Raw genomic sequence first — 12,918 nt, forward strand, 5'->3', positions numbered from 1 at the left:
TGAAACGTGAGCAAAGACAGGCGGGGCAGGGCATGACCGAGTACATCGTCATCGTTGCGCTGATCGCCGTTGCGGCGATCGCGGTGTACCAGTTCTTCGGCCAGACCGTCCGCAGCCAGACGGCCGGGATCGCACTCGAGGTCTCGGGCCAGTCGGCACAGGCGGCGATCGACTCCGCACAGACGTCGGCCAACAGCGCGCAAACCGAGGGCACGACGGTGAAGGGGCTGGACAACTACACCAACGAGAATGCGCGCTGAGCGCGGACCCCGCAGGCAGTGCCTGTCGCCGGGGCCCCGGCGGCAGGCCGGGCAGGCCGCGATCTACGGCCTGTTCGTCATCCTCGGCGCGGTGGTGGCGCTGTTCTTCCTGTTCAATACCGGGCAGCTGTCGGCCGAGAAGACCAAGCTCGTGAACACCGGCGACGCCGTGGCCTACAGCGCCGGGGTGATGAATGCACGCACCTTGAACTACCAGGCCTACGCCAACCGCGCGATGCTCGCCAACACGGTGGCGATCGCGCAGCTGGTGAGCCTCTCCTCGTGGATCGATTACGTGGAGACCCTGGGCGACGGCGGCAGTGGCGTGAGCTGGTCGAAGTACATCGCCTACTACCCGTCCTACCTGGTGGCCGACTACGCCGGCGAGTACCTGAGCTACCTGAACGAGGACCTCTGGGACGGCAGCATCCTCGAAGGGCTGGCCTCGGCATCGGACGAGATCATCCGCAACCGGCTCATGCATGCCCAGCAACTCGCCCATGCGGGGCTGATTCCGGCGCGCCAGCGTGTCATGGAGGAAGTGGCCCGGGCCAACTACAAGGACGACGGCAGCGTCACCGTCGAGACGCTGTTTCTCGGCGGCGCGGACATGGCGGGCTTCGTCACGCGCTATGCCGACGACGAGCGCACACGCTTTGCCGAGGCGGCGCGGACGGCGGCGAACCGCGACGGCTTCGTGCCCCGGCGCAGCTGGCTGATGCCGGCGCTCTATCCCGACGGCTGTTCCTACATGTTCGACTGGCTGAGCCGGCGCGGCGGCACCGAACTGATCGGCTTCGACGAATGGAAGGCGCTGGACACCTTGTCCGAGTGGCGCTGGAAGACCAGCAAGTCGGGCGCCTGCTACATCACCGAGTACGCGGTCGGCCATGGCGCCAGGATCGCCGCCGAGGACCCCGACTCCGATACCGACTTCAGCCGCTACGACTACGCGCGGATGGTCAATCCGAGTGCCAGCATGCTGGCGCTGAGCGAGGCCTCGTCCGAATCCTGGGGTTACTCAGGCCTGCCCGATTTCTACGACCTGTCCGAAAGCAGCCTGGACGAGGACGATCCGACCTTGCGCTTTGCCGTGCGCATCCGCCGCCCGGTGGCGCAGACGCGTACCGGCGAGGGGCGTTCCGCGGTGCGCGGCAGCGGCAGTGGCACTCGTCTTGCGGCGCTGAACGACTTCCAGGCTGCGCCGGCCGGCGGGGACGAACTGGTCGCGGTGTCGGCCTCCGAGGTGTTCTTCGAGCGTACCGACGACAATGCCTACGGGCAGTCGCAGGGCACACCGGTGGAGATCGGCAGCCTGTTCAATCCATTCTGGCAGGTCAGGCTGGTGGCGGCCGATGACGAGGCCCGCTTTGCCCAGGGCCAGCAGGGAGCCTATCTCCCATGACGCGCGCCATGGCCAGGTACCTTGTCGCCACGCTGTTATGCCTGGCGCCTGCGGCGCAGGCCTCCGACGCCTGGAGTCCGTTCCACAGGAGTCTTGGCGGCTCGTCGGTGCGCGTGGCCTACGTCCACCTGCAGATGGAGCAAACCCCCAGGCACCGGGAGGCAGGCCGGCGGCGGATCGAAACGCGCCACGAGATATGCCGTCAGGGCAAGGAGGCTGCCCGGCTCGTCGGCGAAGCGCCGGGACCCTACCGGGCTCTTCCACCCGAAGGGGTGCCGCAGCGGCCCTGGGTCGAGGACATCGAAATCTACTACGGGGAGGGGCGCTCGGTGACGGTGGTGACCAGCACCACCTACTGGGTCCATTCCGGCGGACCGACTGCCAGGTATCCGGACAGGAAGGACGATTGCGCGCTGGCGCGCACGACATCGAGGACCATCTACTACGTCGATGGCGCCACGGAGTGCAAGCTGCGCCAGAGGGAAGGCCGGCCCGACCTCAAGATGTCGTGCAAGCAGGTGCCGGGGCGGGCGAAAGCCAATGTTGCGGCACCGGGTATCGTGGTCGTCGTGCCGATCCCGCAGACGCCACGGGGCGCCGGCGGACAGCCCACCGCGCTGCCCGATGCCGCATTGCCAATGCTGGAGGGCACCGGGGAATCGCGGACCATCGCGGGCAGGCCTTGCCGCGTCTTCGGGACGCCGGACCTGACCGAGACATGTGTCGCGACGCAGGTGGATCCTGCCATCTTGCAGGTCTCGCCGTTTCACAGCGTCTCCGGCCTGCTGCTGCAGGCGGTCATGATCGACCGCAGCTACACCGCGCGCCAGGTGGAGGACGGCATCGAGGTCGGCGACGACCTGTTCCGCATCCTCGACGGGAACGAGGTGTCCGCCGAGCGTTTGCCGCTGCTGCCGGCGGGGCATCGCTGAGAGCCGCCATGACAAGCGCACGCGCAGCGATGACCTACATCCCATCCCGCTGGGTGGCGGGAACCCGCCCGCGCGGAGTCGTCGTCCGCCCGCTGGCTGCGGCGCTGCGCGGCCAGGCGCTCACCGAGTTCCTCGTCGTGGCCCTGGCGCTGATCCCGCTGTTCCTGCTGATCCCGTTCATCGCCAAGTACCAGGATGTGGCCCACGCCACGCAGTTGGCGGCCCGCTATGCGGCGTTCGACGCCACCGTCAGAAACGATGCCGCCACCGGCGGCTGGAAGCCGGAGGGGGAGCTTGCCGACGAGATACGGCGCCGCTTCTTCGGCGCCTCGGACGCGCCGGTGAAGACCGGTGACGTTGCGGGCGACTTCGATGCGCATCGCAATCATTTCTGGGCCGGACCGGACGGACGGCCGCTGCTGGCAAGCTTTGCCGATGTCGCGGTCAGTTTCGGGCATGGGCGTGGCAGCACTCATGGCGACGGTTTCGACGCTACCCAGGACATGGACAGCTTCGCCATGCTCGCCGAGGGCCTGGGCCTCGGTTCGCGCGGCATCTACACCGCCAACGTCAGCGTGGTGCTCGCCGACCTGCCCGCGGGGCTGGCGTTCTACCGGCCGTTCGACCAGATCGGCATCGCCATGACCCGCAGTACCAGCCTGCTGCCCGACCCCTGGACCGCCAAGGGGCCCGCCGAGGTGGAGCAACGCATCCTGCGCAGCGCAGCGGTCTTCCCGGCCGGCAATCTGGCCGGGGTGGCCGGCATCGTCAATGGTTTCGTCGCGACCATCGAGTTTCCCGCCGGCCTGCAGGGCCCGAAGCTTGGTGAGCTCGAGTTCTGGCGCGACGTCGTGCCGGAAGACCGGCTCAAGTCGGACTGAAGCCATGAGCCCCGGCACTGCATTCCATTCGAAGGCCAAGGCCTGCTTGCAGCATCTCGCCGTGCTGCTCCTCGGCGCCCTGTTGGCGGTGCCCGCAGCGGCCGGCGAGCCGGTCATCGAGCTTCCGAGCTCCGCGCGGCCCTTTGCGGTGGGGGACAAGCTCGTCCTCAACGGCCTGCCGATCAGCATGCGTGGCTTTCGCTCGGCGCAGTCCGTCGACGAACTCGTCGCCTGGTTCAAGCGGAGGCTCGGTGCGCCGGTGGTGGAGACCCGTCATGGCAGTACCGTCGTGCTCGGCAAGGCGGCGGACGGTCATTACCTGACGGTGCAGCTGGAAGCCGACCGGCGCGGCGTGCGCGGTCTTGCCGCGGTCGGTGCGCTGCGGGCCGCGGCCGAGGACCAGGGGCGCTATCGCCAGCGAACCGGGCCTGTACTTGCCGCCCTGCCTCACGGGTCGCGCCTGATCAGCGAGCTGCTGTCCGAGGACCGTGGCCGGCAGTCCTGGCACCTGGTCGTCGATAACCAGTACGGCGAGCAGCTCAACAGCGAGCGCGTCACCGCGCTGATGCGGGACCGTGGTCTCGCACTGGAACGCGAGTCGCACGTTTCCGGTGAAGGCCGCCTGCTCTATTTCCGCGGGAACGGCGCGGAGGCGATGGCCACGGTGGCGAGTGCGCCGGACCGCCGCGGCGCGATCGTCATCAACTTCGTCGGTTCCGCCCTGGAGGCCTTCCAGTGATCCCGACTCCCGCGGTGGCCCCGGATCGGTCTCGTCTCGTCTTCGCTGCGCGGCGCCCCGCCGGTTTCGAGGCGGGCCAGGCCATGCTCGAGTACGTCGTCGTCTGCGCCGCGCTGGCCGTGGCACTGGGCATCGGCCTGGGCAGCGACGACAGCGTGCTGTGGCAGCTCATCCAGGGCTTTCGTGTCGGCTACCAGAGATTCAGCTTCGCGCTGTCCTTGCCAACCTGAACCGGCGCCACGTTCCGGTCACCAATGGATTTCCTCATGCAGCTACCGTCATTCCTTTCCCGAGTGCGCTACAACAAGACCTGGCTCGTCCTCGGCGCGGCGCTCGCCATCGGCCTGCTCGCCGCCTTCGCCGCGCAGAGCTACCTCGCCCGGCGCATGGCCGAAATCGAGGCCCGCTCACGCGGGCAGACCGTGGGGGTAGTGGTCGCCAAGCGGGAGTTGCGGGCTGGCGAGCGCATCTCGGAAGACACCGTCGCAGTGCGCGCGGTGCCGGTCGACTTCGCCCATTCCCAGGCCATCCGTCCGGAGAGCTTCACCCAGGTTGCCGGGCGCAGCATCACCTACGCATTGAAGCCGGGCGAGATGGTGTTGTGGAGCCTGCTGGAGGGGCAGAAGCCGGCAAGCTTCTCGACACGCGTCGCCGACGGGCGGCGTGCGATTACCGTGCCGGTCGACGAGATCAACTCCATCTCCGGCCTGCTCGAGCCCGGCGACCTGATCGATCTGGTCCTCACCCTGGCGCACAACGGCCGCAAGCACAGCTTCGTCATGCAGCAGAAGCTGCGCGTGCTGGCCACCGGCCAGCGGGTCGGGGACGACCCGCGCAGCGGCGAGCGGCGGCAGTACTCCACCGTCACCCTCGATACCACCCCCGAACAGGCGGACACCATCATCCGCGCCCGCGAGGCCGGCAAGCTCACCGCCTTGCTGCGCAACCCGCAGGACGGCGTCGAACTCGCCGAACACCCGCTGGCGGCGAGGCTGCTCAAGGATCTGAGTGGCGAGATCTCCCAGGTGCCGGTTCTCTACGGTGGGCGCAGCGGCGGCTTGCCGCCCGAAGGCCTTCATCTCGGCGCGCTGGCGCAGGGTGGGGCGCCGGGCAACGCGCCGTCTGCGCTCCCCGTGCCGCCGATGCGATAGGGCTTTCATGTTTTCCGGGCCGTTCATACCAGGATGCCAATGACTTCACAGAATCGGATCTCTGCGCTGCTTGCAGCGCTGTCGTGCGTCGCCATGACGTGCGCGCTCCCCGCCCATGCCCGTCAGGCCGGCGACTCGGCCGGTATGGCCGGCGGACAGGAAGTGCGCCGCTTTGCCGAGAGCTGGTACTCCGCTGGCAAGGCTGCTTCCGGCAATTCGCCACGGATGGAGATCGTCGACGACCAGGCCGCGATCCCGGAGATCGAGATGTTCGTCGGCGAGACGCGCGTGTTCCCCGCGCCTGCGCTGGCGCGTATCGCGGTCGGCAACGGGCAGATCATGAGCGCCGCGTCGCTCGACGACCGCGAGGTCATCGTCTTCGCCAATGCGGTCGGCACCTCCTCGCTGTTCATCTGGAACCAGGACGGCAGCCATCGGCGGGTCAAGATCAACATCGTCGCAGGCGACACCACGCGCGTCGCGCGGGAGATCGCCGCCTTCCTCTCCGCGATTCCGAATGCCACGGCCTCGGTGATCGGCGACAAGGTGATCGTCGAAGGCGAGGAGCTGAGCGACCACGATCTGGCCAAGATCGACGAGATCGCCAAGCGCTACCCGCAGGTGGTCAACTTCACCAATCGCACCGGCTGGGACCAGATGGTGCTGATGGACGTGAAGGTGGTCGAATTCCCCACCAACGAACTGCGCGAGATCGGCCTCAAGTGGGGTTCGACCGGCGGCTTCGCGGTGGGTGGGGTGTGGTCGCCGATCGGCCGCGGCGGTGAGCGTGGCGACTACACGATCAACCTGAACACCGGTACCGGCAACGCCGCGCCCATCGTCCCTTCGGGCAGCGGCACCACGATTCCGCTGCACAGCGGGCTGAACGTGCTGAGCGTGCTCAACATGGGCCTGAATGCCCAGTTGAACCTCCTGGCCCAGGACGGCAAGGCCTCGATTCTCGCCGAGCCGCAGCTCTCGGCGCGCAACGGCGCCAAGGCCACCTTCCTGGCCGGCGGCGAATACCCCTACACGGTGTCGACGATCAACGGTCCGACGGTGATGTTCAAGCCCTTCGGCGTCAAGCTCGAGATCACCCCGCTGGTGTCGCGCAAGGGCGTCATCCGCGCGACCATCGACAGCGAGGTCAGCGCCATCGACACCTCGGTGTCCACGGTTGCCGGACCGGCGCTGAGCTCACGGCGGACCAGCACCGAGTTCAACGTGCGCGACGGCGAGACCCTGGTGCTCGCCGGGCTGCTGAGCCGCAAGACCAGCGAGAGCATCGACAAGCTGCCCTTCCTGGGCGACCTGCCGATTCTCGGCGCCTTGTTCCGCTCCAAACGCTTCCAGGACGACGAGACCGAACTGGTGGTGTTCGTGACGCCCCATGTGGTCGACAGCCGCAGTCCCGGGCTGGTCGACCGGGTCGCGCGCGCCACGGACAGACTAGAACAGAGCCAGGGCGTGTCGCCCTATCTCGACCCGCCGAACGAGCCCATGCCCGGGTCGGCCGCTCCGGACGGGCAGGGTAGCGACCTGCCGCAGGCAGCCCTGGCCGCCGAATCGTCCGCGCAGGGCTTGTCCGTCGATGCGGGCGTACCGCCGCCCGTCCATCAGCGGGTGGTGAGCGAGCAGGTGGTGGTTCATGAACTGCCCAATCGTGCCAGTGCGGTCCTCGCACGACTGCGCAAGGGGACCGTGCTCACCGCGCTCGGGGCCGACATCGTCGGCGGCTGGCGGCAGGTGCGGCTGGACGATGGGTCGACCGGGTGGGTGGCCGACCGCGGGTTGTCGCCCACCATCGAGACGCCGCATCAGGGCAGGGTGGCAGAGCAGGGCGCCGACGGGCGCATGGCGGCCCGTCCGGTGACCGCGCCGGCGGGCACCGAAGCCACCCCCGGCGGCTGGTTTCGCGTGGGCGTGCGTCGGCTCGCGCTGCGGGTCAGCCCCGACGTGAACGCCCAGCCGGTCGCCTGGCTTGCCGCGGGCAGCGAAGTGGAGGCGTTGCTGCCCGAGGCGGTATCCGGCTGGCTGCCGGTGCGGGCGGGCACACACCGCGGCTGGGCGTGGGCGCAGTCGCTCCGCCTCATCCATGCGGAGCAGCCCTGATGTTGCGCGTCGAGATCATCCAGCCCGATGGCGCGAGCAGGACGGTCGAGGTGCCCGGGGAGGCGGTCATCGGCAAGGGTGCCCAGAACGAGATCCGGCTAGACAGCTGGCGGATCGGCAAGGAGCACGCCCATCTGTTCAAGACCCCGGCCGGCGTGCTGATCGAGGACGTTGGCGCCTTCGGCGGCGTCAGCGTGAATGGGCAGCGCATCAATGGCCAGTCTTCGCCGCTCAGGCCGGAGGACGTGATCGGGATCGGCCCCTACAAACTCAAGGTCGTGGACCTCGGTTCGGTGCTTGCCGAAGCGGGTGAAGGGCGTGATGCGGCGTCTTCTGCGCCGGCGGCCCCCGGGGTGGAGGAGGGGCGAGTTGCGCCGCCCGGACGCGACCGACCTGACGAGGCCGAGAGCCCGCTGCCATCCGGCGCCGAGCAGGCCCGCCGCCAGCTCGAGTTCGAGTGGCGCAAGCTGCTGCACGGGCGCCTGCTGGAAGTGATGGACCTGCGTCGCCAGGATGTCCACCAGATGTCCGACGAGCGCCTGCGCGCGGAGACCGCCCGCCTGATCGCCGAGATCCTCGCTGAAACCGAGGCGGAGATTCCGCCCGAGCTCGACCGCGAGCTGCTCAGCAAGCAGGTGCTCGACGAGGCCATCGGTCTGGGCCCGCTCGAAGAGCTGCTGGCCGACGACTCGGTGACCGAGGTCATGGTCAACCGCTACGACGAGATCTACATCGAGCGCGCCGGGCGGCTGACGCGCTACCCGCTGGCCTTCACCGGACACCGGGCGGTGGTGGGGGTGATCGAGCGCATCGTTACCCCGCTCGGGCGGCGCATCGACGAATCCTCGCCCATGGTGGATGCGCGCCTCAAGGACGGCTCGCGGGTGAATGCCATCATCCCGCCGCTGGCGCTCAAGGGGCCGTGCATCACCATCCGCAAGTTCGCCAAGCGCAAGCTCGATGCTGCCGACCTGGTCCGCTTCGGCAGCCTGGATACCGCAATGGCCGCGTTCCTGCAGGTCTGCGTCGAGGCGCGCAAGAACATCATCGTCTCGGGCGGTACCGGTTCGGGCAAGACCACGCTGCTCAACATCCTGTCCAACTTCATCCCGCCCGGCGAACGCATCATCACCGTGGAGGACGCCGCCGAGCTGAAGCTGCACCACGAGCACCTGATCAGCCTGGAAGCCCGGCCCTCGAACGTCGAAGGCAAGGGCGCGGTGTCCATCCGCGACCTGGTGCGCAACACCCTGCGGATGCGCCCGGACCGCATCGTGGTCGGCGAATGCCGCGGCGCCGAGGCGCTCGACATGCTGCAGGCGATGAATACCGGCCACGAAGGCTCGCTCACCACGCTGCACGCCAACACCGTGCGCGATGCCCTGGCCCGCCTGGAAACCATGGTGCTGATGGCCGGCATGGATTTGCCGCTGTCGGCCATCCGCGAGCAGATCGCCTCGGCGGTGGACATCGTCATCCAGCAGAACCGCTTCGCCTGCGGCAGCCGCATCGTCACCAGCGTCGCCGAGATCACCGGCATCGAGAGCGGCATCATCCAGATGCAGGAGATCTTCCGCTTCCACAACCAGGGCATCGGCGAGAACGGCCGGGTGCATGGTCGCTTCGCCGGCTGCGGCATCGTGCCCAGCTTCTACGACGAACTGCGGGCCACCGGGCGCGCGCTGGACATCGAGATCTTCATGAGCCATGGCGCCGCCCTCGACGAGCTCGGCGAGGAGCTCGCCCTGTGAGCGACGCCGACATCCTCTACCTGGTCACCGGGGTCGTCGCGCTCAGCACGGCGCTGGTGGCCTGGTTCGTCATCGATCTCAGCACCGTCACGATGGCCCGCTACCGCGCCAGCTTCACCGAGCGCGCGCACTTCCAGGCCCAGGAGTTCTTTCTCTTCATCGATCCCAGGAAGCTGTTCGTCGCCAATATCGCCGTCATGGCGCTGGGCGCCATCCTGGTGTGGAGCGTCACCGGCAGCGCGGTCGTCGCCGTGCCGGCCTTCTTCGTGCTGGCCCTGTTGCCGCGCTGGATGTATGCGCTGTTCAGGCGCCGCCGTCTCGACCGCTTCGAGCAGCAGTTGCCCGACGCCCTGATGATGACCGCCGGCGCGCTGCGCGCCGGCCTGGGCCTCAATTCCGCGCTGGCCCAGCTGGTCGCCGAGACTTCGCCGCCGATTTCGCAGGAGTTCGGCCTGATGCTGCGCGAGCAGCGCCTCGGGGTGGCACTGGAACAGAGCCTGGGCAACCTCAACCGGCGCATCGCCACGCCGTCGACCACGCTGGTGGTCTCGGCCATGCGCATCGCCTCCGAAACCGGCGGCGGCCTGGCCGAGACCCTCGAGCGCACCGCCCAGACCATCCGCAGCCGCCTGCAGCTGGAAGGCAAGATCCGCGCGCTCACCGCCCAGGGCAAGCTGCAGGCCTGGGTGGTCGGTGCACTGCCGCTGATCCTGATGCTGGTGCTCAACAAGATGGAGCCCGAAGCCATGAGCCGGCTGTGGCACACCCGGGAAGGCTGGGCCACGCTGGCCGTCATCGGCCTGCTGGAGTTCCTCGGTATCTACGTCATCCGCCGCATCGTGTCGATCGACGTATGAACGGCGATCTCCATTTACGCATGGGCAAGGCATGAACGAAGACACGCTCGTCATCATGGGCCTGGCATTGGCCGCGGGGCTTGCCATCGCCCTGCTGGCCTGGTCGCTCGGCCGTGCTGTCGCCGAGGTCCCTGACGAAGACCGCGAATACAAGGATCCGCCGCCGTTGGGCTTTCGCCTGGTGTGGTGGCCCATCCAGTGGATCAGCTACTACCTGGAGCCCCTGCTGCCGGCCAAGCAGCAGACGGCGGTAATGGGCCGGCTGCGCAAGGCCGGTCTCGACTACGCGCTGCGCCCCGCCCAGTTCGTCGCCGCCCGCCTGGTCGTCGCCCTGCTTGCCGGCGGCTTGTTCTACTGGCTGCTGGATTCCTTCGACCCGGGCAGGACCGGTGGCGAGCCCTTCGCTGACACCCTGTACTGGCAGGCGGGCCTGTGTGGCGCCCTGTTCGGCTGGCTCTACCCGGCGATCTGGCTGCGCGACACCATCCAGAGCCGGCGCCGCGAACTGCTCAAGGCGCTGCCCTTCTTCCTCGACATCATCACCCTGTGCGTGGAGGCCGGGCTGAACTTCCAGGGTGCACTGCACCAGGCCGTGCTCAAGGGGCCGCGGGGCGTGCTGCGCGACGAGTTCCAGCGCGTGCTGCGCGACGTGCGTGCCGGCAAGCCGCGCGCCGAAGCGCTGCGCACGCTGGCCCAGCGGGTGAGCGAAGGGCCGGTGACCAACTTCGTCGCTTCGGTCATCCAGGCCGAACGGCTGGGCATGAATCTCGGCCCCGTACTCCGCGCGCAGGCCGACCAGCAGCGTGTAGAGCGCTTCCTGCGCGCCGAAAAGCTCGCCATGGAAGCGCCGGTGAAGATGCTCTTCCCGCTGATCGCCTTCATCTTCCCGTGCACTTTCATCGTGCTGTTCTTCCCGATCGTCGTCAGATTCATGGAGGCCGGAATATGAGAGTTCCCGTGATCACGATTTCAAGGCTCGTCGTCGCGTGCCTGGCGCTGCTCCCCCTGCCTGGTCGCGCGATAGATCTAGGCGGAATAGTCCGCAATGCATTCGAGAGGGCGGTGAGCCAGAAGGCCCACCAAGTCGTCAACGATGCGTTCAGATCGATTTCCACCGTATCGAGCGGACAGGTCGCACGGGATACGGAGCGGCCTGCCGACACCGCCGGGAAGGTCATCCTCTATCGCAATGCCACCTGTGGCTACTGCAAGAAGGCAGCCTCCTACATGCATTCACGCGACATTCCGTTCGTCGAGCGTGATGTCAACGCCAGCGCCACGTTCCGTGACGAGTATCGCGCCTACGGCGGGAAGGGCGGGGTGCCGCTGTTGGTCTTCGGTTCGGAAACCCTGCATGGATTCTCCGAAGCGGCCTTCGACGAGCGCTACGCGCGCATGACTCAGAGTGCCGGCAAAACGAATGCGGTGCCGTGAGCCTTACATGAGCCAACCCGTCAAGGCCGTCAGCGGACATTCGATCCGGGGCCCCGAGTTGGCCTACGTCGCAGGCGGGCAGGGCACACCGAGCTTTGCTCTCGTGCTGGCAGCCGGGTTCTGGTCGCGCTTCGCCGGGCTGATGCTGCGCAGGCCCCCGAAAGGAGCTCAAGGGCTGCTTCTGGTCCGGTGCGCCAGCATCCACACCTTGTTCATGCGCTACTGGCTCGATATCGCCTGGCTGGACGGTGCAGGCCGCGTGCTGGCCTGTGTCCCGGATCTCGGTCCTTGGCGCGCCCGCGTGGGCCCGCGCGGCACGGTGCATGTACTGGAACTCAAGGCCGGCAGCCTGGCCGCGATGGGCATCGAAACGGGCTGCCGCATCGAGCATCCGGCGCTGCAAGGGAGACAGCCAGGATGAAGCGCCTCCTGCGTGCCCGGCGCCATCGCGGCGCAGCGATGGTGGAGTTCATCGTGGTCGGCCCGGTGCTCACCCTGCTGGGCCTGGCGAGCCTGCAGTACGGTCTGCTGTTCTTCCACAAGAACCAGCTCAACCACGCCAGCTTCATGGCTGCGCGCGCCGGCAGCATGGCGCACGCAGATCTCGGCCACGTGCGCGCGGCGCTCGTGCGCGCCCTGGTGCCGGTGCACGGCGGGGGCGGCAGCACGGCCGAACTGGCCGCCTCGCATGCGCGCGCGCAGGCCGAGGTCGGGCAGTACAGCCGCATCGAGCTGCTCAACCCCACGCGCGAATCCTTCGACGACTGGAATTCTCCCCGCCTCGAGGACAAGTACGGCCGGCGCGCGATCCCCAACGCCAACCTGGCGGCGGCTGACCCGGCACAGGTCGGCTCAGCCTCGGGACAGAGCCTGCAGGATGCCAACCTCCTGAAGCTGCGCATCACCTACGGCTACCGCCCCGCAGTACCGTTGGTCGGCCCGATCTACCGACGCTACCTGGCCTGGCTCGATACGGGCGAGGACGCCTTCAATACCGCGCTGATCGAAGCCGGGCGCATCCCGGTGGTGACGCACGCGACCGTACGCATGCACAGCGACGCCCTCGAGCCGGACGACCCGGTGTCGATGCCCGGGCCGGGCAATGGCGGCGTGCCGACAGACCCCGGTTCGCCGCCGGTGGTCGATACCCCTCCGCCGGTGTGCGTGACGGTCGGGTGCACCGTCGAAGGCGGCGGAGGGAGCGATGGCGGAGACGATACGCCACCGGCCTGCAACCCGCAGACCGACCCCTTGGGTTGCCGACCGATCGGCTGCCGCGCGGGCGACCCCAGCTGCGATCCGATGTGCGAGGTCGCCTGCTGCGTTTCGACCAACCCCCCTGTCAGTTGGCTGCCATGACGCCATTGCAACGCTCTGCTCGGATATCGAGTCACGC

General features: G+C 68.2%; 14 protein-coding genes. All 14 read left to right on the forward strand.

Annotated elements, in window-relative coordinates; translation table 11 throughout:
- Window positions 1-32 precede the first annotated feature (32 nt).
- The 14 genes from IAI53_RS02170 to IAI53_RS02235 all read left to right on the forward strand — a co-directional run bounded on the left by IAI53_RS02170 (window position 33) and on the right by IAI53_RS02235 (window position 12,881).
- Entirely contained in the window at window positions 33-260 is a 228-nt protein-coding gene (locus IAI53_RS02170) for a hypothetical protein (RefSeq protein WP_222948135.1), read from the forward strand.
- Window positions 250-1,665, forward strand: a complete 1,416-nt coding sequence (locus tag IAI53_RS02175) for a hypothetical protein (RefSeq protein WP_187716518.1) — start codon at window positions 250-252, stop codon at window positions 1,663-1,665. Before IAI53_RS02170 ends, IAI53_RS02175 begins: the two co-directional genes overlap by 11 nt.
- Window positions 1,662-2,597, forward strand: a complete 936-nt coding sequence (locus IAI53_RS02180) for a hypothetical protein (protein ID WP_187716519.1) — start codon at window positions 1,662-1,664, stop codon at window positions 2,595-2,597. Before IAI53_RS02175 ends, IAI53_RS02180 begins: the two co-directional genes overlap by 4 nt.
- Before the next feature lie 8 nt (window positions 2,598-2,605).
- On the forward strand, window positions 2,606-3,478 hold the full coding sequence (locus tag IAI53_RS02185; RefSeq protein WP_222948136.1) for a hypothetical protein: 873 nt from the start codon (window positions 2,606-2,608) through the stop codon (window positions 3,476-3,478).
- 4 nt (window positions 3,479-3,482) lie between these two features.
- Complete coding sequence (locus tag IAI53_RS02190) at window positions 3,483-4,217, forward strand: hypothetical protein (RefSeq protein ID WP_187716520.1); 735 nt, start codon at window positions 3,483-3,485, stop codon at window positions 4,215-4,217.
- Window positions 4,214-4,447, forward strand: coding sequence for a hypothetical protein (locus tag IAI53_RS02195; RefSeq protein WP_187718016.1), 234 nt, complete (start codon window positions 4,214-4,216; stop codon window positions 4,445-4,447). The genes IAI53_RS02190 and IAI53_RS02195 overlap by 4 nt, the downstream gene beginning before the upstream one ends.
- 36 nt (window positions 4,448-4,483) lie before the next feature.
- Entirely contained in the window at window positions 4,484-5,368 is an 885-nt protein-coding gene (cpaB, locus tag IAI53_RS02200) for a Flp pilus assembly protein CpaB (RefSeq protein WP_187716521.1), read from the forward strand.
- 93 nt (window positions 5,369-5,461) lie between these two features.
- Complete coding sequence (locus IAI53_RS02205; protein ID WP_187716522.1) at window positions 5,462-7,480, forward strand: secretin GspD/PilQ domain-containing protein; 2,019 nt, start codon at window positions 5,462-5,464, stop codon at window positions 7,478-7,480.
- The gene (locus IAI53_RS02210; RefSeq protein WP_187716523.1) at window positions 7,480-9,231 is read left to right on the forward strand and encodes a TadA family conjugal transfer-associated ATPase; all 1,752 of its coding nucleotides are present in this window, start codon (window positions 7,480-7,482) and stop codon (window positions 9,229-9,231) included. Before IAI53_RS02205 ends, IAI53_RS02210 begins: the two co-directional genes overlap by 1 nt.
- Window positions 9,228-10,088, forward strand: coding sequence for a type II secretion system F family protein (locus IAI53_RS02215; RefSeq protein ID WP_349771876.1), 861 nt, complete (start codon window positions 9,228-9,230; stop codon window positions 10,086-10,088). Before IAI53_RS02210 ends, IAI53_RS02215 begins: the two co-directional genes overlap by 4 nt.
- 31 nt (window positions 10,089-10,119) lie before the next feature.
- Window positions 10,120-11,037 (forward strand): type II secretion system F family protein, encoded by a 918-nt coding sequence (locus IAI53_RS02220; protein ID WP_187716524.1) that lies wholly within the window; start codon window positions 10,120-10,122, stop codon window positions 11,035-11,037.
- A gap of 113 nt (window positions 11,038-11,150) precedes the next feature.
- On the forward strand, window positions 11,151-11,522 hold the full coding sequence (locus IAI53_RS02225; protein WP_187716525.1) for a glutaredoxin family protein: 372 nt from the start codon (window positions 11,151-11,153) through the stop codon (window positions 11,520-11,522).
- 7 nt (window positions 11,523-11,529) lie between these two features.
- Complete coding sequence (locus IAI53_RS02230; RefSeq protein WP_187716526.1) at window positions 11,530-11,943, forward strand: DUF192 domain-containing protein; 414 nt, start codon at window positions 11,530-11,532, stop codon at window positions 11,941-11,943.
- Window positions 11,940-12,881 carry a TadE/TadG family type IV pilus assembly protein gene (locus tag IAI53_RS02235; protein WP_222948137.1) on the forward strand — a complete coding sequence of 314 codons (942 nt, stop codon included), beginning with the start codon at window positions 11,940-11,942 and terminating at the stop codon, window positions 12,879-12,881. Before IAI53_RS02230 ends, IAI53_RS02235 begins: the two co-directional genes overlap by 4 nt.
- Window positions 12,882-12,918 lie beyond the last annotated feature (37 nt).

Source organism: Thauera sedimentorum (assembly GCF_014489115.1).
GTDB lineage: Bacteria > Pseudomonadota > Gammaproteobacteria > Burkholderiales > Rhodocyclaceae > Pseudothauera > Pseudothauera sedimentorum.